The organism is Chryseobacterium indoltheticum, from assembly GCF_003815915.1.
GTDB classification, from domain to species: Bacteria; Bacteroidota; Bacteroidia; order Flavobacteriales; family Weeksellaceae; genus Chryseobacterium; species Chryseobacterium indoltheticum.
In genome coordinates this window covers 3,339,178-3,364,164 of sequence record NZ_CP033929.1, presented here as the reverse complement: position 1 = coordinate 3,364,164, position 24,987 = coordinate 3,339,178, and the positions used below count along the sequence as shown (strand labels likewise).

The following is a 24,987-nucleotide window of genomic DNA, read 5'->3' as shown; positions in this document are numbered from 1 at the left end:
AATGAAAATTACTTATAAAAAAAATATACCCTTTCTACAATTTAACGTCAGAACTTTAGGTAAAGCCTTAATTTTTGGAGCCTTAGCATTAGGTACGGTTAGCTGTGAAGATGATTTAAGGCTCGAGCCGGAAAATAATATTACCCAAAACTCTTTTTACACCACAGAATTACAAATTCAGCAGGCATTGTCGGGAGTATATTCTGCAATGATTAATGCTTCATCAAGAGGCGGGTATGATGTTAATTTTTATTTATTGGCATCAGAAGTCCGTTCTAATAACTTTAATGCAATTTCTCAAAACGGAAATAGAGATTACTACGCCATCAACCGTTTTCAGGATACTTCTTCCACAGAAGAGATGGAAGTCCTTTGGGAAGATGCCTATCAACAGATTTCGTATGCCAACATGCTTTTATCAAGAATAGATGCCGTGCCTTTTGCAGATCCTGCAACAAAAGAACAATATCGTTCTGAAGCTCGTTTTCTGAGAGCGTATGCTTATTTTGAGCTGATGCGCAGTTTTGGGAAAGTTCCTTTAATAGATCATCCGGTGAGCCCGGAAGAGGCGGCTACCATTCCAAGAACAGATTTGGCAACGCTTTATAATTTCATTACTTCAGAAATTGAATCATCTATTGGAGGTCTAAAAAATGTCTACGATGCGGCTAATAAAGGAAGAATAACAAAATCGGCGGCTCATGCAATGTTAGGGAGAATTTATCTTACAGGTTCCGGTTATCCGCTCAATAACGGTGCGTATGTAGCAAAAGCGAAAGATCATTTATTTACAGTGATTCAGGGAGAAGGTCAGTTTGTTACATTTGCTCCGAATTATGCAGATTTATTTAAAAGTGCTAATGACAATAAGTATCATATTTTCGAAATTCAACACATCAGCGGCGGTTTGTCACAAGGTTCGTACTTGCCGAGTTATGTTTCGCCTAATTTCGGAGTGGCAGATCCTTTTTATAATCCACAAGGAAGTTTATTCAGTTCTGCGGAATTGGGTGTTTCGCAATCATTAATTGACACGTATGAACCAGGAGATTTAAGACTTCCGCTAACAATTAAAACAAGCTTCATCGCACAAAACGGACAGCCGGATCAGGCTAAATTTTTCGTAAAATTCCGTGAAAAAGGAATTGTTTTGACCAATCGTTATGACTGGCCGATCAACTTCCCGATTATACGTTATGCAGACGTTCTGTTGATGTATGCTGAGATTTTAAATAGTCAGGGAAATACAGCGGCAGCAGTTCCGTATTTAAACAGAATTCGCCAGAGAGCAGGCCTTGCTGGGGTTTCCACATCGATATCAGCTAACGATTTTACAACTGCGCTTCGCAAAGAGAGAAGAGTAGAGTTCGCCGGGGAGGGTGTTTATTGGCATGATTTGGTACGCTGGAATGCCGGAGTATCGGTTATCAATCAAGCTGCAGCACAGCTTAATTATAATTTTACCATTACTACCAACGATTATCTGTATCAGATTCCTTTGTCTCAGATTCAGGTTGCAGGATATGATCAGAATCCTTAAAAGGTATAATATAAGTTGATGATATTCGTAAGCTTTTTTGAATATGGATATCATCAGCATCAATTTCATAAAAATAGAAAATCCCGAAGCAATGTGCCCCGGGATTTTTCGTGATATATGATATGATTTAGTGTCTCTTGAATAGGATTTCATCCATTTTTACCTGCTTTACATAAATTCTTTGAAAGCTTACCGGCATATATTGATATAATATATTCCATTGATGGGTGTCGGTTTGTTTTTTAAAGCTTGTGAAAGATCTTACGAAAAGATTCTCAATAATCTGTTTTACAGTTTGTGTTCCGTTTACATATAGCCAGCCCATCATTTTGATGTTGTGGTTTACAATATTAATCTTCGATTCCTGCAAAAGGTTTTTCATGTGATTAATAGTTGCCTGAATTGCTCCTGCAAAATTATTCTGTGCTGAAAGTTGCACTATTTCTTGTTGTAATGTAGGATAGAATACTTTTAAATGCTCAATTGCTCCATCTTCATTAATTACTTTCTTCTCAATATTCTTCATTTTAAATATTTTTCAAAACATTCTTGTATTAGCCAAAACTGTACCAATTTCTTCTGTGTAATATTAAAAAATTGCTTTTTGTATGAATTTTATTTTAATGTTTATCTGTTAACAAATCATTTACTAATGCCTGTTTCATGTGCTTTTTATTTCTTTGTTTAGTGATTAAAAATGTAACGAGTTGATTTTTAATGTAATTAATTGAGATTGGTTTTTATTGTTTTGTAATGAATCATTTAAATGACGATGCTGAAATTTATTTTAAATTTTTATATAATTTACCCATACTGTATTTTGCATATATCTTCAATTGACTGATCATTTATGTTTTTGTATTTCTTTGCTAAATGAAATCGAATATTCGATGAAGTCAAATGTCATAGCATAACGAGTCGTAATTTTATTTTTCGGAATTAAAGAAAAGAGAGATTTATTCCGTTTTAATTTTCAGAATAAATATATTTGCAGTCCATAAAAATCAGAGATGTTTACAAAAATAGTAGTCCACAGAGTCGGAAATAAAATCAACGGAGAATCACTTATACTTTCACAGGAAGAGCTTCAGCTCGATGAAGGTACGGTAGAGCTGCTGGAGAATTATTTTTTAGGCTCTTTTAAAACTGAAGAAACCTACCAATTCTACAGCGATTCTTATTTGGTAAACAATCCGGTTTTCAGTTCCGTGTCTGAGATTTTTGATGATAAAGCCAAGTTTCTTTGGGAGGCAGAGAATATTGCTAAGCATCTTTTCGAAGCTGCAGAAAATCCAAGAGTTCAGGGCGGAGAATTGTTTATTGTTTTCTTTGAAGACGAAAGAGAAAGCGAGGAAAGAGTAGACAAAATCGGAATCTTTAAAACCGAAAAAAGAGATTCTTTCTTAAAAATATTCCCCAAAAATGAAACTTTTGAGATTGAAAAAGATCAGGGAATCAGTTTGTCTAAAATTGATAAAGCCGCTTTAATTTACAATAACAATAAAGAAAGTGGATATGTACTTTCCGTGGTTGATAACAACAAAAACGGAGATATGTATTACTGGTTTGAAGATTTTTTAAAGGTAAAACAGCGTGATGATGAGTATTTCCACACGCAGGAAGCTTTAATGGTTTACAAAGACTATATCACAAAACAGCTTCCTCAGGAATTTGAAGTTTCAAGAGCAGATCAGGCTGACTTTTTGAACCAGTCTATTAATTTTTTCAAGGAGAAAGAAGAATTTAAGCTGGATGAGTTTGCTGCTGAAGTACTGAAAGACGAGCATGTAATCGAAAGTTTTAACAATTATAAAACCGATTACGAACAGGAAATGCAGATCAATATTGCTGAAGAATTCCCGATCAGTGAAGCGGCGGTGAAAAAGACGCAGCGACATTTCAAAAGTATAATTAAATTAGATAAAAATTTTCACATCTACATTCATGGAGATCGAAAAATGCTTGAGCAAGGGCAGGATGAGAAAGGGAAATTTTATATGCTTTATTTTGATAAAGAAGTATAGAGATCACTTAAGATAAATTTCGAATAGTTAATGAAAAATTCGGGACCAACTTTGCCGTCCTGTAAAAACAATGGATTTTTTTTGAACCGGAAATTCGCTACGGAATTATTGAACATCAAACATCAATAATGATATTAAAATAAACCTCTTCCGTTAAAACCCACAAATGATATACAATCTCCGACAATTGTTCCGATAAAAAATTTAGATTGTCTGAAAGAATATTTCACAGATTAATATGCTCGATTCCTTAAGATAAAAACATGTTTATCTCTTGAAAACCAATGGTCTAAGGCAGAAGTAAAAGAGGTGAAATAAATGATATATATTATAAATTATTTTTGTAATGTTAATAAATTTGCTAATAATTATGAGTTATGATTAGATTTTAATTAATTAAATTCTATTTTTATTTTAATAAATCATAATTCTTGTTAATTATTAAGGAGAAGTTTAACCTTACATACCACACGAATGTTATATAGGATATTATTTAGTTATCTTTGATCTTTATTAGCATATTATGAATTTTGTTGAATGTCATGATGAGCCCATTCATATTCCTGGCTATATACAAAGTTTTGGATATTTAATTGGCATCGAGACAACTTCCCTTACCATTACCTTCTTCAGCGAAAATATCGCAGATGTTTTCAAAGTAGAACGCAGTGAAGATCTTTTTGGAAAAAAGCTTTCGCAGTTTCCTGAGGTTTTTAAAACCGTGATCGATTCTGATATTTTTAAAGATGCAGGATTTCTTTCAAAAAGAGAAAATGAAACTTATTTCGACAAAATTGTAATCAACGACAAACAATATCACTTTTCGGTTTTCAGAGCAAATGATTATATTTTTCTGGAGTTTGAGGCGGTTATTGAAAACCCTCTTAAGCGTATTACCAATAAATATGATAATTTTTATATCATTGATAACGAACAGGGGATTTGGGATCAACTCCTCAATACTATTTTTAATATTATAAATTATGACCGGATCATGGTCTATAAATTTATGAATGACGGTTCCGGAAAAGTAATTTCAGAAAAAACAAACAGTCATCTGGAAAGCTATTTAGGACTTCATTATCCCGAACACGACATTCCGAGACAAGCCCGTGAACTCTACAAAAAGAAAAGAAAAAGAATATTTTCTAATGTTCATACCGAGCCTGTTCGTATTCTCAGTCGCGAAGAAAGAAATATAGATCTTACCTTTGCAGCTTGCAGAGCAATGTCGCCTATACATGGGCAATACATCAAAAATTCAGGAGCTTCATCAAGTTTCAGCATTTCGATTATCATTGATGATCAATTGTGGGGATTGGTGACCTGCCAAAATTCTGAACCGAAACATATCGATCTCGAAGATCGTGTGCAGGCAGGCATTTTCACTGTTTTGGCATCTAACGCTTATTCGTCTTTTAAATCTAAAAAAGAATTAGAATATAGAATAGATCTGAACGAAAGATTATCTGCTCTAAAATCTGAATTTTTGGAATACGGTACTTTATTCGATTCTTTGGATTTTAATAAATCGCAGCTTAGACTTATGCCAAAAGCTGACGGATTGGCAATTATTTCAGACAATGATATTGTAACCGACGGAGCTACCCCAGATCGGGAAATCATCAATAAAATTGTAGGATGGGCCTATGAAAATACCTCAGATAATGTCTTTATAAGCAATCGTTTTCTGAAAGATTACGGCAAAGAGCTGGGGCTGAATTCTGATGCAGCAGGAATTATTATATATTTTATTGAAAGAAGTAAAAAAGAGATTTTAATCTGGTTCAGAAAAGAGTTTGATGAACATATCAGCTGGGCAGGAAATCCCGAAAAAAAGGTTAATACTTTCTCAAAAAACGGGGAAGAGATGACAACGGTTTCGCCAAGAGAATCTTTTAAGGTTTTTATTGAAAATATAAAAGGAAAATCAAAAAGATGGAGTTCCAAAAACCAAATTGCTGTACATCTTATTCGGGATCTTATTTTTGAAACTTCTCACAAACAGTATATTACCATAAAAAAGCTAAATGATCAGCTGAAAAAAGTGAATGAAGAACTAGACAGTTTTTCGTACACCATTTCACACGATTTGGGAACTCCGCTTACTGTGATGAAACTCAATGCGCAGATGCTGCTCAACAGCTTGGGAGATATAGATGAGAAAGATAAAAATAAAATAAAATCTATCATTGGTGAGATCGATAATATGGCAGAGATGATGCAGAATGTGCTTCAGCTGAGCCGCGCAAAACACAGCGAAATAAAGCTTGAGACCATCGAAACCAATCAGACCATTCAGAAAATTACGGAAAATGCAAAGATTATGTACGACAGCCGTAAAAGTATGGTGGTAATTAAAGAATGTCCGGAAGTTCTGGCCGATAAAACAATGTTACATCAGGTATTTTTGAATATAATCAATAATGCCGTAAAATATTCATCGGATCAGGAACAGCCTATTATCGAAATAGAAGGTACCGAAGCCGGCGATAAAATTATCTATCGTATAAAAGACAACGGCATCGGAATTCCGGAAGAAAATAAACATAAAATGTTCAAAATTTTCAACCGTATGGATAATGCCAAAAAGTTTAAAGGAAATGGAGTAGGCCTTTCGATCGTTCACAGGATAATGAACAGGCTCGGCGGAAATGTAGATTATGAAAGCACTAAAGATGGTACTTGCTTTATTTTAACGTTTCAAAAACCTAAATTTGTGAAACTTTAAAACAAAAATATGGTATCTGAATATCTAAAAAAAAATACAGCGGAGTATCACGATGCAGCTGAAAAGCTTTTTAATTCTGAGAAAATTTTTAATAAAACTTTCAGCTTAGAAGATTATAAAAAAATTATCAATACCAATTATTTGATGCTTCTTCACAGCGAAGACAAAATATTCAATAATCTTTGTGAAAACTTTTCAGAAAAACTTCAGTTAAACAAAAGGGTAAAACTTCCATTAATTGAAAGAGATTTAGCAAGCTTAGCTTTAGAAAACCAAACTGCTTCTCATGATTTTGAATTGGCAAATGAGCATGAAGCTTTAGGAGCAATGTATGTAATTGAAGGATCTACTTTGGGTGGAAATGTGATTGCAAAACAACTTTCTAAAACTGAAGGTTTTGATGATGTAACTTTCAACTTTTTCGGATGCTATCAGGAAAATACAGGTCCAATGTGGAAAAACTTTAAAGAAGTTCTGGATACTGAAGTTACCGAAGAAAACTACAGCGACGTACTATCCGGAGCCAAAAAATTATATACGTTTTTACTAAACGTTAATTAATTTTCTTAAATAATAATTAAAATTCCCGAAAGATTGCTCAATTTTTCGGGAATTTGTACATTTGGGAAGCAAAAATTAAACTAACAAAATAAATAATAAAAAAGTATTATGAAACTGTAAAGTTCCATAATGCCAATTAAAAACAATAAATCAATATATTATGAAAGTAACTGTAGTAGGTGCAGGCGCTGTAGGTGCAAGTTGTGCAGAATACATCGCAATGAAAGACTTCTGTTCAGAAGTAGTTTTAGTAGATATCAAAGAAGGTTTTGCTGAAGGAAAAGCAATGGACTTGATGCAGACTGCATCTTTGAACGGATTTGATACAAAAATTACCGGTACAACAGGAGATTACAGCAAAACAGCAGGTTCTCATGTAGCAGTAATCACTTCTGGTATCCCAAGAAAGCCGGGAATGACCAGAGAAGAATTAATCGGTATCAATGCGGGAATCGTAAAAGAAGTTACTGAAAACTTAGTGAAAAATTCTCCTGAAGTAATCATCATCGTGGTTTCTAACCCAATGGATACTATGGCTTATTTGGTACACAAAACTTCAGGTCTTCCTAAGCACAAAATCATCGGTATGGGTGGTGCTTTAGATTCTGCAAGATTCAAATACAGATTGGCTGAAGCTTTAGAAGCTCCAATCTCTGATGTTGACGGTATGGTAATCGCTGCTCACAGTGATACAGGAATGCTTCCTTTATTGAGCAAAGCGACAAGAAACGGAGTTCCTGTAACTGACTTCCTTGACGAAGCAAAACAAAAATATGTAATTGAAGAAACTAAAGTTGGTGGTGCTACATTAACTAAATTATTAGGTACTTCAGCTTGGTATGCTCCAGGTGCGGCAGTTTCTGTAATGGTTCAGGCAATCGCTTGTGACCAAAAGAAAATGATCCCATGTTCATTAATGCTTGACGGAGAATATGGCGAAAGCGATATCTGTTTAGGTGTTCCTGCAATTATCGGGAAAAACGGTGTCGAAAGCATCGTAAACATTACTTTAACTGAAGAAGAGAAAGCTAAATTTGCTGAAGCTGCACAAGCGGTAAGAGAAGTAAATGGTGATTTGAAGTTTTAATTTAAACTTTATATAAATGAACAGCGCGCTCGAAGAGCGCGCTGTTTTTATTTCGTATTGAATGCATGATTTTTCCCAGTAGAGTTTATCATTACAAGTTTTTAGATTAAAAAAAATAAAAATTACTGAATTTCAATTGATTGAGCTAAACTTTCAAAACTATTATTCTCATAATAATCAAGTTTACTATAACCGTTTATATTATTGATTGTATAAACAGCTTTTATATTTTTTGAATCCTTCTCATCATTATGCAATGCAGTTAAAGGATTATCTGGGAATCTTGCACTATTCGGTTTTTTGAAAAATACAAGAATCTGAAAGTATCCATTGTTGTAATTAGGTTTAACAGATGAACAATAACTTTTTATTTGCTCTAAACTGATATCTTCTTTAACCTCAAAAAGAGTCATTTGATTGTAATCGCCATCATTTCTTATTTCTTGTTTAGAGTCAATTTTTTTAATGAGATTTTTATCCATAAGATTAGTGGTTGTTTTTTCTTGTTGAGGTTTGATTATCTTAACTGAATCAGCGTTTGGGATTTCGTCTGTTTCTTGCTTTTTGTTGCAACTCAAAGAAGATAAAATCAAAGCGTAGGTTAATAGATGAGTTAATTGATTCATATTATTTATTAATTGTTATCAAAAGTAAATACATTTTAATACATTAAATTACGGGAAACCATTTTAATCAACTGAGAATAGATTTTTATCAATAGGGTCGGGCTTTAGCCCGATCATAATTAAGATTTCAAATATGGCTTTAGCCAAAACTTATTCTTGGAATTAATTTAATAAGTGTTTAAGATAAAAGTTCTTGATACGCTTCGCTATTCGAACTGACGATGCGTTAGAATCTCTTTTTTTAAGAAAATTATTTTACAACAGTAGCCTCCATTTCCACTTTCAACGTTTCAAATAATGTTTTTACTTCAATAACATTACTTGCTTGCTGAATGCTATGTTTTGTAATCCAGCTTTGCCAGATATCAAAATTTTCAAAAAAGGCGGGGTGGTCTGTCGTATAAACATTGAGACGAACAATGTTTTTAAGTTCAAAATCTGCCTGTCGAATTACTTTTTCAAGATTTTCGAATGTCTTACTTATCTGCGTTCTCATGTCGGCATCGCTTGTAATTCCGTTGTCGTCGATCGCAGTTTGCCCCGAAACATAAAGCGTGCTTTGAACATTTTTAACTTCCACAGCTTGTGCATAGTTTCTGTCGTTCTGCCATGCCCACGGGTTAATGATTCTTTTTTCCATGTTGAAATATTTTAGTTAAACAATGGAACAAAGTTCGGTAGATCAGAGAATGTTATTGTGTGACGTGTGTCACAGTTTATTTTGACTCAAAAAAGCGGCTCAGTGTTTCGCGTGAAACCCCAAGATAAGAAGCTAAGACTATTTTTGGTATTCTCTGCAAAAGGGAAGGGTAGTATTTCAGAAACTGTTCGTAGCGTTCCTTTGCACTCATCGTCATTAGTGAAAGTATTCTTCTTTGGCTGGTAATATGTCCTCCAATAGCTTTTTTCAGGAAGAAATCGGTCATTTTAGGAACTTCAGTCAACATTTGTTGATAATTATCAAATGAAAGTTTTAAAACTACAGTGTCTTCCAGGCATTGTAATGATTGAGTTGCTTTAGTTTGGGTATAAAATGCAGCATAATCACTTTCCCACCAATCTTCCATAGAAAATGAAATAATGTGCTCTTTTGCATCACTGTCGGTATAAAGAAGTTTCAAAAGCCCGGAAACAATGAAATACACATGGTTTACCTGATCATTCGCATTAATGATCATTTCACGTTTTTTGAAACGTTGTTCTTCAAAAAAAGAACAGGCTTTTTCCAATTCTATTTCTTGAAGATCAACTGTTTTCCGGATATGGGTTTTAAGAATTTGATTCATGTTTTTCACCCTTGGAAATCTCCACAATCATGTTCTTCAAATTTTTCAATCAATGTTTCAGGAGCGTAGAATTCTGAAATTCTTTTATTTTTAAAGTCAGGTTTTTTACCTTCAAATGTCAGTTGATAAATAGGTTCGTTTTCAACTTTAGTAAAGATAAAAGTTGTTTCTGAGGTTGTGATTTTCAAGATATTGCCAGATTTTTCATATTTAAAGTCTTCGAATCTTTGAAAATCATTATCATCACAAACATTTACAATATCAAAATTTTTCTTGTTGAGTTTAAATATTGCTAAATCACATGCATAACAGTTTCCGCTAAATTCTGTTCCGTATTTTTTGAATACGTTTTTACTTTTAGATTCTTTCAGTTCAATCGGTGTAAGTTTGCTGTATTCTGATAAATAGATTTCCTGAATTTCCTTTTTGTCGGCCGGTTTTTCAGTTTTCGGTTGAGTGATTTGTTCCGTATCTGTTATTTGTTGTTCGATTTCCTTATTCTCCGATTTACAGGAAAAAATTAATAATGATAAAGCTATACAGCAAAGTGAAAGTGTCTTTTTCATATATATTAAAAATTAAATTAATCTCCACCACAACCTCCGCAACTGCTGCACGAGCTACCGCCACAAGATGAATCTGATGATGATGAGGTTCCGCAACCACCACCTGAACCGTCATAAGTTGATTTGGCAGTTAAAGGTACAAAAGACGTTGTTAAAACTGCCGTTCCCATAAGAAAATAGCTCCATTGCCAATCGTTGTTGGTGTTTTTTTTCGGCAATATAGCGGTTTTGTATAAGTCGGGTAGAATTTTAGAAGTAAATGAATTGGTTAATTTAAGTAAGTATCCTATCATCATAAAAATGAGAATAACTACAGCAAAACTTATGAGCAAAACGGGTTTGTCGCGTAAAATTCCAGTGACAATTCTTAGAAATCCAAACATGATTAATGATAGAAAAACGATAAAATTCAGAACGAATAAATTGGAAAAAACCTTTGACCGGATAAAATATTTTTTAACCTCATCCATCGATTTAATGATGTTTGAAAACGCAGGTTTTGTAATCAACTGAATTAAAAAAATGGGATAAGAGGTTTTTCCAAGATCTTTTAATAAATCAATAACCTGTTGATGTTCTCGTGATTGTATGAACGTTAATTTGTTAGTGCTAATCGTTTGATCTTCATTTATTTTTATCGAACCATTATCAATCAATTCATTTACGGTTCCGTTGACTACAGAAGAAATATTTCGGTCTTTAAGATAAATTAATTCATAAGGCTGAAGATCAAATACAAAAGAGTCTTTATCGAATAAACGGATTGCTTGTGCAAACTTTCTTCGGTTATACCATTCCAATACCACGAAAGAAATTATGATTAATCCTAAAAATAAAAAAATAAAATCAGGATTTTTAATGTTGAAATACAACGGTTTCAATAAAAAATAAAGTGGAAAACTTAGAACGATGAATGCAATTATTCCTACAATTAATGAAGTTCTCAGTTTAAAGTTCGATTTTTTCAGGTTCAGACTTTCATACGGATTTGCGTGATCCCAAATACTTTCAGGTTGTTTTCCAAAATGAGTTTCATACAGTTTTGCCGTACGTTCTTTGGCGAGTTTAAATTTTTGAAAATCTTCCTTATTGTGTGTGGAAGGAATATGCTGAATTTGTTTTTCTAAAATCGTACAAAATTCTGAATAAGATTTGGTGAAAATAAGATGTTGATGCCAAACCGTATCTACAATTTCTGAAGGTGAAACCATCATGTCTGAAACTGCAGCCAGATACATGAATTTTTTGTATTCTAAAATCGCCTGTTTTGTAAAATTTTGAGTCCAATAATTTTCATGAGCCAACCGCAATGTAAAATCATATTCACTTGGTGGATGATCAAAATCAAACAGCTCAATTTTTTCCCAAAGATCTTTATTCATCATGTTTCTGAATGTTGAACTTAAAGATAAGTAATTTTAGTTTTGGAAAATATTAATTATTTGTACAAGGCAAGATCAAGAAAATTATTATTTTTTACTAAATTTTTTCTTGCCTTTTCTATTCCTGCCCTTTTAAAATTATTTGCATCTATTTCATTCCCGTTTTCGTCATAGGATTTAAAACTAATAATCTGTGGATTCATTAATAAAAACTGTTCATTTGAACTAATCGGGTTTTTCCTGAAGTCATTCCATTTTTTATTAAACTGCTTCCTGTTTACTTCATAGTCTTTCAATAAATGAAACGGTTTGATAACGGAAGTTCCCTCATTGGTTTTATAATTGGCGATAAGCTGAAAAGAGTGATGCTTTCTAGAATCTTCAATAGCCACAATTAAACCCGGAAGTTTCCTGAATAAATGCGGACCGTCCTGAAATGGCAATTCTGTTGTAAACCAAGCCGTCCATTCTCTGTCGCCAAATTTTAACATTGCTTTCTGGCAATTGTAATTCTGAATTTTTTTCGTTTCATCGATTAATTCCCAATTTAAATCTGTTTCATCGATTACTTTGTAAGATTCCATTCCAATGAATTCTGTTGAATAATTTTTTAGATTATTTTTGTTTTTCCAAACCATCGAACGTATATTTCCTGAAGAAAGATCAGTCCCGATTTCTCTATTACCTTTCTGTGATGATTTTAGAATTGCAGAATCTCTTTTCGCTTTCATTTCGCTCAGAAATTCAGAATGATCTTTAAAAATAGTGAGACGCATATTTTCTGTTAAAATACTGTCAACTTTTGTAGAATCGGGAATGTATTTATATTCATAAATGAATCTTTGATTTTGTGCACTAATTTTTGAAGCAATAACGAAAAATAGAATTATGAAGATCTTATTCATTTGTATTGATATATCCATCAAATCTACAAAATTGATTCAATAATCTATATTTTTCTAAAAACAATCCGTCACCAATTCCATATTCACCATTGCTCCGGCTACATTTCCTGTCATCACTGCGCTAGACACCGAACGCATCATTGAAGAATTGTCGCCACACACAAAAACTCCCGGAATGTTGGTTTTCTGAAACTGATCTGTTTTTATATGACCAAATTCTGTAAATTCACAAGCTAAATTTTTCGGAATCTCAGAATGCTGATGAAAAGGAAAGGCTCCGTAAACTGCTTCGAATTTCATTTCTGTTTGATCTGAAAAAATAATGCTTTCAACGATTCCGTTATCGTGCTTCAATTCAGAAATTTCATGTTCAATAATTTGAATATTGTTTCGTTTCAGTTTTTCCATTTGTTCTTCTGTAAAGTTGGCTTTTCCTTGTGTTAGGATTGTAATATCTTCGGTTAGGTTTTTCACAAGCGAAGAAATATGAACCGCTTTATCATTATTGGCAATAATTCCTGTTTTCTTGCCTTTATATTCATATCCGTGACAATACGGGCAATGAATTAAAGAAATTCCCCAAGATTCTTTAAAACCTTTGATGTCAGGAACCTCATCTACAAGTCCCGTTGCAATAATCAATTTCTTTGAATGAAATTTTTCTCCTTTTTCTATAGTGATTTCAAAACCGTTTTCAGATTTTTTGGCATCAGTTGCTTTTCCTTTGTGAAAATGAACCGTCTCATATTCACTTACTTGCTTTTGCGCACTTTCTGCGATTTCTTTAGGTGATTTTCCATCCTGTGTCAGGAAATTATGAGAATGTGGAGTTTGTTCATTACAGGGCTTTCCGCTGTCTATTACTAAAGTTTTTCTTAATGATCTACCTAAAGCCATTGCTGCTGAAAGCCCGGAATAACTTCCTCCGATGATGATTACTTCGTATTCTGTGTTGCTCATAATTTCTGATTTATAAAAATTAATGAAAATGTTTTAACTTGAAAGTTTGGCAAAGTTAGAATAAATTTTTATTATTGCAACACAATCGCATTAATAAAATGATAAGAAGAAGTACCCCAACAAAAGAGGCAGTTTTGAATGTTCTAGCAGGCTCTCGAAAAGCGATGAGTCAGGAAGCTATCATGAAAAAAGTTGAGATTGATATCGACAGAGCAACAATTTACCGTGTTCTCAATCGGTTCTGTGAAGATGGCGTTCTCCATAGAATTGTTGCAGAAGACGGTAAACAGTATTTTGCGGTCTGCATCAAATGTGACGAAAAAAAAATGGCAGATCATCATTTTCATTTTCGATGCACAAAATGCGAAACGATAGAATGTCTGCCAAATGAAGTTCAGTTTACGTTAGAAAAAGGCTATTTAGTTGAAAGTGTAAACTGTATTTTAACCGGAATTTGTAAGGATTGTGCATAAAAAACCTCTGCAAAATTTACAGAGGTTCTTTATAAATTATTTTACAGAGTTATTTTTTCTTTGAGTCTCCAGAATCTACTTTTGGTTTCTCGCCTACAATCGACATTTTATTTTCAAAAGGTTTAGCTTCCAAAATGGTGATGCTGGTTTGTTCTTTCCCAAGATTATATTGTACAAAAACAGTTTTCTCAGCAGTTCGTATAATGTAGGTGTTTACGTTCTTCCAGTTATTACAAGAATGCATGTAGCCCAAATTGTAAGCTTCAGGATCTGTCTTTTTTATACGTTCTTCTTCGCCGTCACGTAAAGGTTCGCCTGTATTTATTTTTACGCCACCAAGATTTTTAATCAGCTCGTCAAAACTTTTCTGAATTTCAAGCGGAGAAAATTTCTTGTCTTTAAATTCTGTTGAAATTCTGATCTCGGCTTTGTAAGTTTTGCCTTCCATTACCGTATATGAGCCGTGATCGTAGAAATATTCTTTATCAAAATCTTTGGTTTGTCCGTTTCCCTGATAAGAATTTGGGTCGGTGAAAGTATATCCTTCAGGAAGTTTAAAATAAGGAAAAACTCCATTGAATTTATCGGTAACAGGGATTTTGCTGATGTTGTACCCTGTGTCTGAAATCGCTTCTGATGAATAGTCATGCTCAGCTGTATTTGCATTTACTGTTTCCTTAGAAACAGCCGGATCTTCGTTTTTCTTATTACAAGACCATAAAGTAAGCACTGCCAAAGCACTCGTAAAAAGCATTTTCTTCATAATTCAATAGGTTGAGAGGCGTAATTCTGCCTTTCTGTGGTAGCAAAATTGATGCTAAAGAAGATGAAGAAATTTTAAAATTATGTTAAATTGTAGATATGAAACACAACAGTTATTATTTTAACTCTTTTAAAACCCTCTCAAATTCCAAATCTTTTTTATCTAAGAAGTCCTGATCTTTATATTTAATCAATTCATTGATTCTGATTCCGGTTTGTTGGGTTTGAGAATTATCAGGATAAAAAATTCCGTTTCCTGTAAATTCCAGAAGATAATCACCGGGTAAATTTACTTTAACGAGGTCTCCGTCTGCACCGGCACTTTGCTGGCCAATCGTTAAGGATTGCGGGAAAATATTCTGAAGACTCATGGTATACCATTCGCTTGCGCTTTGAGATTCGGGGTTTACAAGAATAAATACTTTCCCCTGATATTGATATGTTTTTTTGTCTTTAATCTCTGGAAAATAATGAGCTCGATCTTCCAAATAAAAAAACGTGCCTATGTTTTTAAGATTTGGAGCATAATATTTATAAAAATAATTTTCGACAGGAGAGAAATATTTGTAGATATAATAATTCACAAAACCACCCCAATCAGGGTAAGCTCTCATATCAAAAACAATCGCTTTTTTCTTTGAAGCATCAACTAAAATACTATCCATAACCGCATCCATCTTGTCATTGGATACCTTATTAATAAACTGGTACGTATGATTGATTTTAAAGTAGGCAACATCGTCATGAACAATTTTACGGTTTTCTCTTTTCTGTATTTTATCCTGTAAATAAGTAACAATGAAGTCGTATTTTTCTTTATTGGAAATGTCAACCATATCAATTTTTGTAGAAAATCTCTTGTTGCTCTTGCCAGATTTTACTTCTATACTCTTTTGTGAAAGATCGTCGGGCCAGATCAGGTTATTTTCATATTTTGAAAGAACATATACCAGTTTTTCATTATTCGAGGTAGATAGTAATTCTCCTTTCTCTTTGATGATTTGGGGAATGCTTTTACCGTTAATTGAAGTAATCTTATCTCCAATATTAATTTGAGCTTTGGAGCAGATTTCCGGAAAAATGAGATGCGTAACTAGAATATGATCATCAACAATCTGAAAATCAAATGGCGCAAGATAATTGCCATGAAAAATATCTTTTTTATAATTCAATTGTTTGTAAAAACTGAAAGCGTGACTATCCTTTAATTTTGAAGCAAATTTCGCCATTAAAATTTCAAAATCTTTCCTTGAATTTATTTTTGAATTTTCGTCTAAACTATTTTTAAAAAACTCTTCAAAGCCTTTATCCATAATATATTTGTGAGGAAAAAGGTAGTCTACAATTCCCTGTATTTTTGCCAAAGCCAGTAAACGATATTCTATCGGAAGATTTTCAGTTTTAGGAAATGGATATTTTTTTTCATCACTCACCAATTTGCCTTTTGGAAGGTTTTCAAAATTATATCGATGTTTGTAAATGGTATTGAGTAAATCTTTATTTTCAGAACTTACTTTTCGGTTTTTCTGAAACCAGTCGAAATTCTGATTTTTTGAAAGAACGTCCCGTGATGTTTCAGCAGGAGCCGAAGCTGTGAATTTTTTATTGAGTTTTGAAGTTAATTTCTCAGTTATAGAATTAAAATCATCCTGAGCGCTGATATTTTTCACATTGACCAAAAATAAACTGTCAGCATTTATCTTTCCGCTTGCGAGATCCGGATGATAATATTTAATGAAATTCCAGGTTTTGATGAAGTCATCATACTGATCTTTCTGAGCGAAAACGGATTGTTGAAATAAAAAAAAGATAAGAAGAACTGACGTTTTTTTCATGGTGATAAGTAATTTTTAAAGATAACAGATATTTGTCAATTGTAAAATAATTAAAATCAATAAATTGATAATTTTATTTTATTAGTATCAAAACTACATTTATATTAAGTTTTCAATATAAAAATGCGAAAAAATCTTATCAGATAAGACTTGTGTTTCAAGAAATTTAATCAAAATTTCACACACCAAAACTTTCAAAACCCGTAAATTTGTCGCACTAAAAAATTATTCAATGTTTAGGAAAATTTCAGTTGCAGCAGCAGCATTGCTGTCTGTAATTACAATCAATGCTCAGAAAAATAAAAACAATCAGGTTGATAGACCCAAACTGGTGGTAGGTTTGGTTATTGATCAAATGAGGTGGGATTATCTTTACCGATTCTACAGCAAGTATGGAAATGAAGGTTTCAAAAGACTTTTGAATAAAGGTTATTCCTTAAATAATGTGCATATTCCTTATGTTCCTACAGTGACGGCTTTGGGGCATACATCTATTTATACAGGCTCGGTTCCTGCGATTCACGGGATTGCCGGAAATGACTGGACAGATAAAGAAACAGGTAAAAATGTATACTGTACAACTGATGAAAGCGTGCAGCCCGTTGGTACAACCAATGTAAAAGTAGGAAGTCATTCTCCGAAAAACCTTTGGTCTACAACCGTTACAGATGAGTTGAGATTGGCGACGAATTTTCAGGGTAAAGTAGTTGGGGTTTCTTTGAAAGACAGAGCTTCAATTCTTCCGGCTGGTCACACGCCAAATGGAGCGTATTGGTTTGATGATTCTACCGGAAACTTTATTACGAGTACCTGGTATATGAATGATTTGCCTCAATGGGTGAAGAGTTTTAATTCTCAAAATCTTCCGGATAAATTGGTTTCAAACGGTTGGAATACTTTATTGCCAATTAACCAATATACAGAAAGCGCACCAGACAATTCGCCTTGGGAAGGGCTTTTAGGAAGTTCTAAAACACCTGTTTTTCCTTATAGTAATTTGGCTGAAGATTATAAAATTAAAAAAGATAACATCCGTTATACACCTTTTGGAAATACGTTGACTCTAAAGTTAGCTGAAGCTTCTGTGGAAGGTGAAAATTTAGGAGCCGATGACGTGACTGATATTTTAGCGATTAATTTAGCTTCAACAGATTATGCCGGACATAAATTTGGACCAAATTCTATCGAAGTGGAAGATGTTTATTTAAGATTAGATCAGGATTTAGCTAAATTCTTCAAATATTTGGATGGAAAAGTTGGGAAGAATCAATACACAGTTTTTGTTTCTGCAGATCACGGTGGAGCACATTCTGTAGGTTTCCTGAAAGAGCATAAAATCAATACAGGATTTTTTGGTGAAGGAATGGAGAAAAGCTTGAATGAGAAGCTAAAAGCTAAATTCGGAGTTGATAAATTAATTAATGGTGTCGATAATTATCAGATTTATTTCGATAGAAAATTAATGGCTGATAATAAACTTGAGCTTGAAGATATCAAAGAATTTGCGATTCACGAATTGGAAAAAGATCCTACAGTTTTATATGCTGTTTCTACAACAGAAGTACAGGAAGCGACAATTCCTGAACCGATAAAACAAAGAATTATCAACGGGATCAACAGACAAAGAAGTGGAGATATTCAGCTGATTTCTCATGATTCTATGCTTCCTCCATATTCAAAGACTGGAACTACACACAGTGTTTGGAATTCTTACGATGCACATATTCCTTTGATTTTTATGGGATGGGGAATTAAGCATGGTGAAAGCAATAAACAATATCACATGACGGATATTGCACCAACGGTTTCGGCTTTGTTACACATTCAGTTTCCAAGCGGAAATGTGGGTAATCCGATTACTGAGGTTTTAGGAAAATAATATTTGGGGTATTTAAATAAAGACTCGGGTGCAGCTTTGTTGCGCCCGAGTCTTTATTTATTGGATTTCTGCGATGCGTAGCATCGCCGAAAATCTTTAATTTTTTCTCAGATTTTTACTGTTCATCAATTTCCTCTTCCTCATCTTCGTACTGCTCCAGATAATAGTTGAACGTAAAATCTTCAACTTCCTCTTCTGCATCTTCCAGCGTTGTCAGAAGATCTTCAAACAGTTCAAGCTGATCAACGCTCATATTAACAAACTCGATATGCAAAGGCATTTCCAATTCACCTGAAATAACATCTGAAAGTGCATCCAGATTATCCCCGAAATGTTCCGGAAGTTTTACTTTTTCTTTAAGTTGAGTATAAAAATCTTCGTAATCTCCGATTTCTACAAAATCGATGTATGTTGTATTCATTGTTTATTTAAATTTCTAATGTGCAAATGTAGGAGTTTTCAGTGATTGTTAAAAAGTCGTTTTTTGTCATTGCGATGAACGAAGTGACGAAGTAATCTCAAAATGAATAAAAAGTTACTTAAACTTCCAATTTTTAGTTTTTAAAAAGTTTTTACAATTATTACAAAAGTCAGTTTCTTCATCTGTAGGATTTTTACCTTCAGCATCTCTCATAAAGCAAGATTTTACAGGACAATGTTTGAGGCCTTGTGTATGTCCAATTTCATGTATAGCAACTTTGAAAAACTGATCATTTTTATTGTTGGGAGTTAACCTGAAACTTGACGCAACGCAAGATCTTCCAGGTTTAAAACCTAATCCCATAATCCCAAAATCTTTAATTGCACCTTTTGTTGTGCTAATGTCTTTTGTAGTTAAACCTATTGTTACAAATCCATTTGTGGTATTTTTACTTAAATATTGAATAATGGAGTCTGCTCTATATCGATTTCTTTCTTTATAATAGCTTTCTTTTGGTAAATCAATAGCATCAAGAATTTTGAGGTGAGGATATATTTTTTTGATTTCAAAGGCTATAAATTTTGTTGTCTCAGAATTCATATCTTTAAAAGGCTGAACCAAAATAATGACCGGTTTATCGTTTAGTATATTTAAATCTTTTTTCTTGCTACATGAACAGCACCATAAAAGCACGACAATTATAAATAGATATTTATTTCTTCTCAAAACTCTTATAATGATCTTTAGTTAAATACACTTCACCGTTTTTAGTAAAAACAATTCGATCGCTCTTTCTGCTTCCGCAGCTGTAATTAACATCAGCTTCAAAATATTTTGCACCTTTCGGAAGCTTTCCTTCACGGTTTCCAAAATAATCTCCACCAATTGCTTTTCCGGGCAAAACTTCACAAAGATTTCCCTGAGAAGGATTCCAACCCAGCTTTTTAGCTTCATTTTTCGTGATGTAATAATCCGGAAGTTGATGGTTTTGCTTTACATAATTAATTACAGTATTTTCATTAGTAAGTTCATCAATAGATTGTTTGTCAGATTGATTTACTGATGCTTCTGAAATGTTTTCAGTTTTGGTCGGAACTTTTTTCTCTGCAATAAAATTATTATAAACAAACATCACAGACATTCCGAAAAGAAGTCCGAGACAGGCAAAAAAAAGTGAGCGGATTTTAGGATTCATATGATTTCAATTTACCAGTTTATCAGTGTAACAATGTAACAATTAATTGGTAAACTGTTACATTGATAAATTGTTACATTAATTAATTTCTCCATTCCTCATTAATATCACAAACAGGAATCGGATTAATTTTATGTTGAGCCGCTTTATTCATTCTGCTGAATATTTTAAAAACTTCCAGATCTCTACCACTATAATCAGCTTCAGTTTTTGTTCCCCATTCTTTCTGAATTTTTTCAAGTTCAGGATAAGTCGCACCAATCTGCATTTCATCGGTTCTTTCGGCATCCCAAAGTCCGTCTGTAGGAATTGCTTCCTGAATATTTTTCACAAGATTTAAAGCTCGTGCCAATTCGTAAACTTCAGTTTTGTAAAGATCTGCAATAGGAGAGAGGTCAACGCCGCCATCACCGTATTTGGTGTAAAAACCAATTCCGAAATCTTCCACTTTGTTTCCGGTTCCACAAACTAAAAGACCATTGATTTGCCCGTAATAATATAAAGTAAGCATTCTCAGACGCGATCTTGTATTGGCAAAAGCCAATTTTTCGTTTGGAAACTCGTCATCGTGAACGTCAAAAGTTTTGTATAGTTCTTCAAAAGCTGGCGTAAGATTGACAGACATTGCTTCAACATTCGGGAATTTAGACTTTAGATCATTCATGTGTTCCCAAGCACGGTTTACCTGATCTTCTTTTTGACGAATCGGCATTTCGATCAACAACGTTTTCAAACCGGTCATTGCTGCCAAAGTAGAAACCACTCCGGAATCTACACCGCCAGAAACTCCCAATACATAACCTTTTGCTCCTGATTTTTCGGCATAATCTTTTAGCCATTGTACGATGTGATCTATTACTTTTTGTGTCTGCATTGTATATTTTTATGAATTAAAATTTTCTTTTTTAAGTTCGTACCAAAAACAATTTCCGTCTGGTTCTATAAATTCACCTGTTTTTTTAAATCCGAGTTTTGTTAAAATGTGGTTTGAGGCCAGATTTTCAGAATGAGCGTATGCATAAATTATTTCGGCTTTCAAATCATTAAAACCATAATCCAAAGAAGCTTTTCCTGATTCTTTAGCGTAACCTTTTCCCCATGTTTCAGGTAAAAAACGATAGCCGAGTTCGTAGAAATTTTGGTGTCCGTTTACCTCTGATGTATTAAGTTTTAGTCCGCTCCATCCGATAAGAAGTCCGCTTTCTTTTTCAATAACAGCAAGTCTTCCCAAACCATTGTCTTCATATTGCTGCATAATCATTTTTACCACTTCTTTAGATTCTTCAATTTCAGAAAGTGTGGGCATTCCGACATACTTCATGACTTCCGGATCAGAGTCAAGCAGAAAAAGACGCTTGTAATCCTCCTTTACAAAATTTCGGAGAATGAGTCTTTCGGTTTCAATATGAATATTCATCATTGGTTTGGTATTGTTTTAAAGATTTTTTATATAAATCTAATAGCCACAAAAAAATCCTTTTTCAGCATAAGTTTGTATTTATATCCTTATTTTTGTAAACTTAAATTTCATGTAAAAATAATGAAGATTTTTAGAATTGCAGCACTTTCATGCCTTTTAGTTTTAAGTTTAGCCTCTTGTAAAAAAGAGCAGGAAACTGATTGGAAAGTAGAAATAAAAAATCCTGCCGAAAAGGTAGAACTTACCGATATCTCAAAAGAATTTTACGACGTAAATGTTCCTTTGGATCAGTTTAAAGCTAAATTTCCTTGGTTTCAGGGAACAGTTTCTGATGCCGATTTCGCTGAAAACAGAGTGAATCCTGATGAAGTGAAGATTTACAAAGAAGCAATTTCAAAAATAGATCAGACAAAACTTCAGAAAGAACTTCAGGATCTGTTTTCGCACATCAAATATTATTTTCCGAAGTTTAAAACACCGAAAGTATATCTGTTTTCATCAACATTACAGATGATTCAGGATCCTATATTTTTTGATGAGAAAACTAATTTCCTTTTTGTTGATGTAAGTGGTTTTATGGGAAATAATAACCCAAATTATAAAGGTTTGGAAAATTATTTTCAGAAATCGATGAATCCGAATAATATCGTACCTAAAGTTTCAAGAATGTTTGCAGAGCAGGTTGTTCCTTTTTCTCCCGATCATCAGAAATTTATCGATCTTTTGGTTTATAATGGAAAAATAATGCTGCTTCAGGATGCTTTTCTACCCGAAATTCCAGATTATCTGAAAATGGATTATGATAAAAAGCAATACGACTGGTCTGTTGCCAATGAAGCCAATATTTATAATTATTTTGTTGAAAATAATTTAATTTTTGGAGACGATCACCGTTTGGTTGACCGTTTTATCAATCCGGGACCGTTTTCAAAATTTTATACAGAAATTGATAACGAATCTTCACCAATGGTCGGTGTGTTTATCGGATGGCAGATTTGTAAAGAATATTTAAAGAAAAACCCTGAGACGAAATTGACCGATTTCCTTAAAATGGATGCAACGGAAATTTTCAATAAAGCAGGATATAAACCGAAATTAGAAGAGTAAGTAGTGTTGATGGGGATTGGTTGATGGTTGATAGCTTTTAATATTATGTAATTCTAACAACTAACAACTAAAACCTAAAAACCAATTAAACATATTAGAAAAATAGAAAAATGAGAAAGACTCAAATAACGATAGATGTAGAATTAGACGAAAACCACATTCCTGAAAAAATGACATGGAATGCTCAAGATGGAGGAGTAGAAAAAGAAGAGACAAAAGCTGTAATGATTTCCGTTTGGGACGAAAAAGCATCAGAAGCTTTAAGAATCGATCTTTGGACAAAAGAAATGCCGGTTGACCAGATGAAAATGTTTATGCATCAGATTTTAGTCTCTATGGGAAGTACGTATCAGAGAGCAACAGGAGAAGATGATGTTGCAGCATGGATCGAGGAGATAGCAGAAGAATTTGCCATTAAATCAGCAATAAAAATGTAAAATCAATTTGAAAATTTGATAATGAATTAATTTGAAAATTAAACTTACTGTGTACATTTTCAAATTCTCAAATTTTCAGATTAATAAATTATAAAATAATGAATTTCAATACAAAAGTTATACACGGCGGACAACATCACGAATCTGCAACAGGTTCTGTAAACGTTCCGGTTTTTTTAACATCTACTTTCGCACAGAAAAGTCCGGGAGTACATTCAGGATACGAATATTCTAGAGCGGCAAATCCTACAAGACAGGCTTTGGAAGACTCTTTGGCAAGCATCGAAAACGGAGCAAGAGGTTTAGCTTTCGGTTCTGGTTTAGCAGCCATCGACTGTGTTTTAAAGTTATTAAATCCTGGTGATGAGGTTCTTGCAGTAGACGATTTATACGGCGGAACCTACAGAATGTTTACCAGACTTTTCGAAAAATATCAGTTGAAATTTACGTTCGTGAATTTTGATGATGTATCAAAAATTGCTGACGTCATTACTGATAAAACTAAATTGATCTGGGTTGAAACACCAACAAACCCGTTGATGAAATTGGTGGATATCAAAGCGGTGGTAGAAATTGCAAAAGGAAAAGATATTCTGGTTGCAGTTGATAACACTTTTGCAACACCTTATCTTCAAAGGCCAATCGATTTGGGAGCTGATATTGTGATGCATTCTGCGACAAAATATTTAGGAGGTCACTCTGATGTTATTGCAGGAGCTTTGATCGCTAAAGATGCTGAATTGGGAGAAAAACTTCATTTCATCCAGTTTGCAAGCGGAGGGATTTTAGGACCTCACGATTCTTATTTGGTGTTGAGAGGGATTAAAACCTTGGCTTTAAGAGTTCAGAGACATTCTGAAAACGGAATGGCAGTAGCAAAATATCTAGAATCTCATCCTGCAGTTGCACAAGTGATTTACCCAGGATTGGAATCTCACCCACAATATGAATTGGCAAAAGCTCAGATGAAGGATTTTGGAGGAATGGTTTCTTTCACTTTCAAATCAGGTAAAAAAGAAGATGCTATTAAATTCTTAGAAAAAGTGAGAGTTTTCACATTGGCTGAATCTCTTGGTGGAGTAGAATCTTTGGCAAATCATCCTGCTTTGATGACTCACGCTTCAATTCCTGCTGAAAAACGTGCTGAATTGGGAATTACTGATGATTTAGTTCGTTTAAGCGTTGGAATTGAAGATGCAGAAGATTTGATTGCAGATTTGGAGAAAGCATTCTCTTAAAATAAATGAATTTAAGCATCCTTTTTTATAGTGGATGCTTATTTTTAATTAAATTTCGTACATGAAAAATACAAGAAAAGCTACAGTTCAGGATGTATCTCAATTAGCGGAATTGTTTGATCAATACAGAGTTTTTTATCATAAAGAATCTGATATTCAGGCTGCTGAAAATTTTCTAAAAGAAAGAATAGAACGTAACGATTCCGAAATTTTTGCTGCCGAAAGTGATGATAAATTAGTAGGTTTTGTTCAGTTATTTCCTTTATTTTCATCAACAAGAATGAAGCGTTATTGGCTATTGAATGATCTTTTTGTAAATGAAAACTACAGAGGAAATGGCTTTTCTAAAGAATTGATTGAAGAAGCAAAAAGGTTAGCAAAATCTACCGATGCTTGCGGAGTTCTCCTTGAAACAGGAAAATCTAATGACATCGGAAACAAACTGTATCCAAGTTGCGGATTCGAAATTTACGATGAAGTGAATTTCTATGAATGGACAAATAAAATTTAATGTAACAATGTATCAATTTAGCAGTTTACCAATGATTGTTA

Annotated in this window: 26 protein-coding genes; 11 read left to right on the top strand and 15 right to left on the bottom strand. The window is 33.5% G+C overall.

The genetic code is table 11. From position 1 onward, the window contains the following. The first annotated feature begins 1 nt into the window (after position 1). A complete protein-coding gene (locus tag EG358_RS15570; RefSeq protein WP_076560583.1) occupies positions 2 to 1,540 on the top strand; it encodes a RagB/SusD family nutrient uptake outer membrane protein in 1,539 nt (512 codons plus the stop codon). Between the two features lie 127 nt (positions 1,541 to 1,667). Here the strand turns inward: EG358_RS15570 and EG358_RS15565 are convergent, their stop codons facing one another. Then, positions 1,668 to 2,066, bottom strand: coding sequence for a DUF7674 family protein (locus EG358_RS15565; protein ID WP_076560586.1), 399 nt, complete (start codon positions 2,064 to 2,066; stop codon positions 1,668 to 1,670). A 484-nt stretch (positions 2,067 to 2,550) separates the two neighbouring features. On the opposite strand from EG358_RS15565, the gene EG358_RS15560 reads away from it, so the two are divergent. The 4 genes from EG358_RS15560 (at position 2,551) to EG358_RS15545 (ending at position 7,943) form a co-directional block, all read left to right on the top strand. Then, entirely contained in the window at positions 2,551 to 3,564 is a 1,014-nt protein-coding gene (locus tag EG358_RS15560; protein WP_076560588.1) for a nucleoid-associated protein, read from the top strand. 523 nt (positions 3,565 to 4,087) lie between these two features. Beyond that, entirely contained in the window at positions 4,088 to 6,295 is a 2,208-nt protein-coding gene (locus EG358_RS15555) for an ATP-binding protein (RefSeq protein ID WP_076560590.1), read from the top strand. A gap of 9 nt (positions 6,296 to 6,304) precedes the next feature. After that, positions 6,305 to 6,856, top strand: coding sequence for a biliverdin-producing heme oxygenase (locus tag EG358_RS15550; RefSeq protein WP_076560593.1), 552 nt, complete (start codon positions 6,305 to 6,307; stop codon positions 6,854 to 6,856). A gap of 160 nt (positions 6,857 to 7,016) precedes the next feature. Continuing rightward, positions 7,017 to 7,943 (top strand): malate dehydrogenase, encoded by a 927-nt coding sequence (locus EG358_RS15545; protein WP_076560596.1) that lies wholly within the window; start codon positions 7,017 to 7,019, stop codon positions 7,941 to 7,943. A 122-nt stretch (positions 7,944 to 8,065) separates the two neighbouring features. On the opposite strand, the gene EG358_RS15540 is transcribed toward EG358_RS15545, so the two are convergent. From EG358_RS15540 to EG358_RS15510, 7 genes are all read right to left on the bottom strand, one after another. Beyond that, positions 8,066 to 8,569, bottom strand: a complete 504-nt coding sequence (locus tag EG358_RS15540) for a hypothetical protein (RefSeq protein WP_076560598.1) — start codon at positions 8,567 to 8,569, stop codon at positions 8,066 to 8,068. Between the two features lie 250 nt (positions 8,570 to 8,819). Continuing rightward, positions 8,820 to 9,209 (bottom strand): RidA family protein, encoded by a 390-nt coding sequence (locus EG358_RS15535; protein WP_076560600.1) that lies wholly within the window; start codon positions 9,207 to 9,209, stop codon positions 8,820 to 8,822. Between the two features lie 76 nt (positions 9,210 to 9,285). Then, complete coding sequence (locus tag EG358_RS15530; protein WP_076560916.1) at positions 9,286 to 9,855, bottom strand: Crp/Fnr family transcriptional regulator; 570 nt, start codon at positions 9,853 to 9,855, stop codon at positions 9,286 to 9,288. 5 nt (positions 9,856 to 9,860) lie between these two features. Then, positions 9,861 to 10,421, bottom strand: a complete 561-nt coding sequence (locus EG358_RS15525) for a hypothetical protein (RefSeq protein WP_076560602.1) — start codon at positions 10,419 to 10,421, stop codon at positions 9,861 to 9,863. 17 nt (positions 10,422 to 10,438) lie between these two features. Then, entirely contained in the window at positions 10,439 to 11,806 is a 1,368-nt protein-coding gene (locus EG358_RS15520; protein ID WP_083677037.1) for a glycine-rich domain-containing protein, read from the bottom strand. Between the two features lie 53 nt (positions 11,807 to 11,859). Then, positions 11,860 to 12,708 (bottom strand): GLPGLI family protein, encoded by an 849-nt coding sequence (locus tag EG358_RS15515; protein ID WP_076560604.1) that lies wholly within the window; start codon positions 12,706 to 12,708, stop codon positions 11,860 to 11,862. 54 nt (positions 12,709 to 12,762) lie between these two features. Beyond that, positions 12,763 to 13,668: an NAD(P)/FAD-dependent oxidoreductase gene (locus tag EG358_RS15510; RefSeq protein WP_174565095.1), complete on the bottom strand. Its 906-nt coding sequence runs from the start codon at positions 13,666 to 13,668 to the stop codon at positions 12,763 to 12,765. Positions 13,669 to 13,766: 98 nt separating this feature from the next. Here EG358_RS15510 and EG358_RS15505 point away from each other — a divergent pair, with 98 nt between their 5' ends. Continuing rightward, positions 13,767 to 14,141 carry a Fur family transcriptional regulator gene (locus tag EG358_RS15505; protein ID WP_076560608.1) on the top strand — a complete coding sequence of 125 codons (375 nt, stop codon included), beginning with the start codon at positions 13,767 to 13,769 and terminating at the stop codon, positions 14,139 to 14,141. A 49-nt stretch (positions 14,142 to 14,190) separates the two neighbouring features. On the opposite strand, the gene EG358_RS15500 is transcribed toward EG358_RS15505, so the two are convergent. Continuing rightward, positions 14,191 to 14,904: a hypothetical protein gene (locus EG358_RS15500; RefSeq protein WP_076560611.1), complete on the bottom strand. Its 714-nt coding sequence runs from the start codon at positions 14,902 to 14,904 to the stop codon at positions 14,191 to 14,193. 115 nt (positions 14,905 to 15,019) lie between these two features. Next, positions 15,020 to 16,738, bottom strand: a complete 1,719-nt coding sequence (locus tag EG358_RS15495; RefSeq protein WP_076560614.1) for a S41 family peptidase — start codon at positions 16,736 to 16,738, stop codon at positions 15,020 to 15,022. Positions 16,739 to 16,970: 232 nt separating this feature from the next. Between EG358_RS15495 and pafA the strand changes: the two genes are divergently transcribed. After that, positions 16,971 to 18,617: an alkaline phosphatase PafA gene (gene pafA, locus EG358_RS15490; RefSeq protein WP_076560617.1), complete on the top strand. Its 1,647-nt coding sequence runs from the start codon at positions 16,971 to 16,973 to the stop codon at positions 18,615 to 18,617. Between the two features lie 115 nt (positions 18,618 to 18,732). Here pafA and EG358_RS15485 read toward each other — a convergent pair whose 3' ends face one another. The 5 genes from EG358_RS15485 to EG358_RS15465 all read right to left on the bottom strand — a co-directional run bounded on the left by EG358_RS15485 (position 18,733) and on the right by EG358_RS15465 (position 21,653). Beyond that, entirely contained in the window at positions 18,733 to 19,038 is a 306-nt protein-coding gene (locus EG358_RS15485; RefSeq protein WP_076560619.1) for a barstar family protein, read from the bottom strand. A 114-nt stretch (positions 19,039 to 19,152) separates the two neighbouring features. Continuing rightward, positions 19,153 to 19,764: a matrixin family metalloprotease gene (locus EG358_RS15480; RefSeq protein ID WP_076560621.1), complete on the bottom strand. Its 612-nt coding sequence runs from the start codon at positions 19,762 to 19,764 to the stop codon at positions 19,153 to 19,155. Next, positions 19,751 to 20,233: a ribonuclease domain-containing protein gene (locus EG358_RS15475; RefSeq protein WP_076560622.1), complete on the bottom strand. Its 483-nt coding sequence runs from the start codon at positions 20,231 to 20,233 to the stop codon at positions 19,751 to 19,753. The genes EG358_RS15480 and EG358_RS15475 overlap by 14 nt, the downstream gene beginning before the upstream one ends. Positions 20,234 to 20,315: 82 nt before the next feature. Continuing rightward, complete coding sequence (gene nadE / locus EG358_RS15470; RefSeq protein WP_076560624.1) at positions 20,316 to 21,107, bottom strand: NAD(+) synthase; 792 nt, start codon at positions 21,105 to 21,107, stop codon at positions 20,316 to 20,318. Between the two features lie 9 nt (positions 21,108 to 21,116). Then, complete coding sequence (locus EG358_RS15465; RefSeq protein ID WP_228421361.1) at positions 21,117 to 21,653, bottom strand: GNAT family N-acetyltransferase; 537 nt, start codon at positions 21,651 to 21,653, stop codon at positions 21,117 to 21,119. A gap of 120 nt (positions 21,654 to 21,773) precedes the next feature. On the opposite strand from EG358_RS15465, the gene gldB reads away from it, so the two are divergent. The 4 genes from gldB to EG358_RS15445 all read left to right on the top strand — a co-directional run bounded on the left by gldB (position 21,774) and on the right by EG358_RS15445 (position 24,946). After that, on the top strand, positions 21,774 to 22,760 hold the full coding sequence (gene gldB / locus EG358_RS15460; RefSeq protein ID WP_076560921.1) for a gliding motility lipoprotein GldB: 987 nt from the start codon (positions 21,774 to 21,776) through the stop codon (positions 22,758 to 22,760). A 110-nt stretch (positions 22,761 to 22,870) separates the two neighbouring features. After that, positions 22,871 to 23,197, top strand: a complete 327-nt coding sequence (gene gldC, locus EG358_RS15455) for a gliding motility protein GldC (RefSeq protein ID WP_076560627.1) — start codon at positions 22,871 to 22,873, stop codon at positions 23,195 to 23,197. Positions 23,198 to 23,295: 98 nt separating this feature from the next. Next, the gene (locus EG358_RS15450) at positions 23,296 to 24,435 is read left to right on the top strand and encodes a cystathionine gamma-synthase (protein WP_076560629.1); all 1,140 of its coding nucleotides are present in this window, start codon (positions 23,296 to 23,298) and stop codon (positions 24,433 to 24,435) included. 61 nt (positions 24,436 to 24,496) lie between these two features. Further along, positions 24,497 to 24,946 (top strand): GNAT family N-acetyltransferase, encoded by a 450-nt coding sequence (locus EG358_RS15445; protein WP_076560631.1) that lies wholly within the window; start codon positions 24,497 to 24,499, stop codon positions 24,944 to 24,946. Positions 24,947 to 24,987: the final 41 nt, after the last annotated feature.

Excerpts from the sequence above, each read along its gene's own strand:
- EG358_RS15465 (WP_228421361.1), bottom strand. The coding sequence starts at position 21,653 with ATGATGAATATTCATATTGAAACCGAAAGACTCATTCTCCGAAATTTT.
- EG358_RS15495 (WP_076560614.1), bottom strand. The coding sequence starts at position 16,738 with ATGAAAAAAACGTCAGTTCTTCTTATCTTTTTTTTATTTCAACAATCC.
- EG358_RS15535 (WP_076560600.1), bottom strand. The coding sequence starts at position 9,209 with ATGGAAAAAAGAATCATTAACCCGTGGGCATGGCAGAACGACAGAAAC.
- EG358_RS15475 (WP_076560622.1), bottom strand. The coding sequence starts at position 20,233 with ATGAATCCTAAAATCCGCTCACTTTTTTTTGCCTGTCTCGGACTTCTT.
- gldC (WP_076560627.1), top strand. The coding sequence starts at position 22,871 with ATGAGAAAGACTCAAATAACGATAGATGTAGAATTAGACGAAAACCAC.
- EG358_RS15520 (WP_083677037.1), bottom strand. The coding sequence starts at position 11,806 with ATGATGAATAAAGATCTTTGGGAAAAAATTGAGCTGTTTGATTTTGAT.
- EG358_RS15555 (WP_076560590.1), top strand. The coding sequence starts at position 4,088 with ATGAATTTTGTTGAATGTCATGATGAGCCCATTCATATTCCTGGCTAT.
- EG358_RS15450 (WP_076560629.1), top strand. The coding sequence starts at position 23,296 with ATGAATTTCAATACAAAAGTTATACACGGCGGACAACATCACGAATCT.
- pafA (WP_076560617.1), top strand. The coding sequence starts at position 16,971 with ATGTTTAGGAAAATTTCAGTTGCAGCAGCAGCATTGCTGTCTGTAATT.
- EG358_RS15515 (WP_076560604.1), bottom strand. The coding sequence starts at position 12,708 with ATGAATAAGATCTTCATAATTCTATTTTTCGTTATTGCTTCAAAAATT.
- EG358_RS15510 (WP_174565095.1), bottom strand. The coding sequence starts at position 13,668 with ATGAGCAACACAGAATACGAAGTAATCATCATCGGAGGAAGTTATTCC.
- EG358_RS15570 (WP_076560583.1), top strand. The coding sequence starts at position 2 with ATGAAAATTACTTATAAAAAAAATATACCCTTTCTACAATTTAACGTC.
- nadE (WP_076560624.1), bottom strand. The coding sequence starts at position 21,107 with ATGCAGACACAAAAAGTAATAGATCACATCGTACAATGGCTAAAAGAT.
- EG358_RS15560 (WP_076560588.1), top strand. The coding sequence starts at position 2,551 with ATGTTTACAAAAATAGTAGTCCACAGAGTCGGAAATAAAATCAACGGA.
- EG358_RS15530 (WP_076560916.1), bottom strand. The coding sequence starts at position 9,855 with ATGAATCAAATTCTTAAAACCCATATCCGGAAAACAGTTGATCTTCAA.
- EG358_RS15545 (WP_076560596.1), top strand. The coding sequence starts at position 7,017 with ATGAAAGTAACTGTAGTAGGTGCAGGCGCTGTAGGTGCAAGTTGTGCA.
- EG358_RS15500 (WP_076560611.1), bottom strand. The coding sequence starts at position 14,904 with ATGAAGAAAATGCTTTTTACGAGTGCTTTGGCAGTGCTTACTTTATGG.
- gldB (WP_076560921.1), top strand. The coding sequence starts at position 21,774 with ATGAAGATTTTTAGAATTGCAGCACTTTCATGCCTTTTAGTTTTAAGT.
- EG358_RS15565 (WP_076560586.1), bottom strand. The coding sequence starts at position 2,066 with ATGAAGAATATTGAGAAGAAAGTAATTAATGAAGATGGAGCAATTGAG.
- EG358_RS15505 (WP_076560608.1), top strand. The coding sequence starts at position 13,767 with ATGATAAGAAGAAGTACCCCAACAAAAGAGGCAGTTTTGAATGTTCTA.
- EG358_RS15445 (WP_076560631.1), top strand. The coding sequence starts at position 24,497 with ATGAAAAATACAAGAAAAGCTACAGTTCAGGATGTATCTCAATTAGCG.
- EG358_RS15540 (WP_076560598.1), bottom strand. The coding sequence starts at position 8,569 with ATGAATCAATTAACTCATCTATTAACCTACGCTTTGATTTTATCTTCT.
- EG358_RS15550 (WP_076560593.1), top strand. The coding sequence starts at position 6,305 with ATGGTATCTGAATATCTAAAAAAAAATACAGCGGAGTATCACGATGCA.
- EG358_RS15525 (WP_076560602.1), bottom strand. The coding sequence starts at position 10,421 with ATGAAAAAGACACTTTCACTTTGCTGTATAGCTTTATCATTATTAATT.
- EG358_RS15485 (WP_076560619.1), bottom strand. The coding sequence starts at position 19,038 with ATGAATACAACATACATCGATTTTGTAGAAATCGGAGATTACGAAGAT.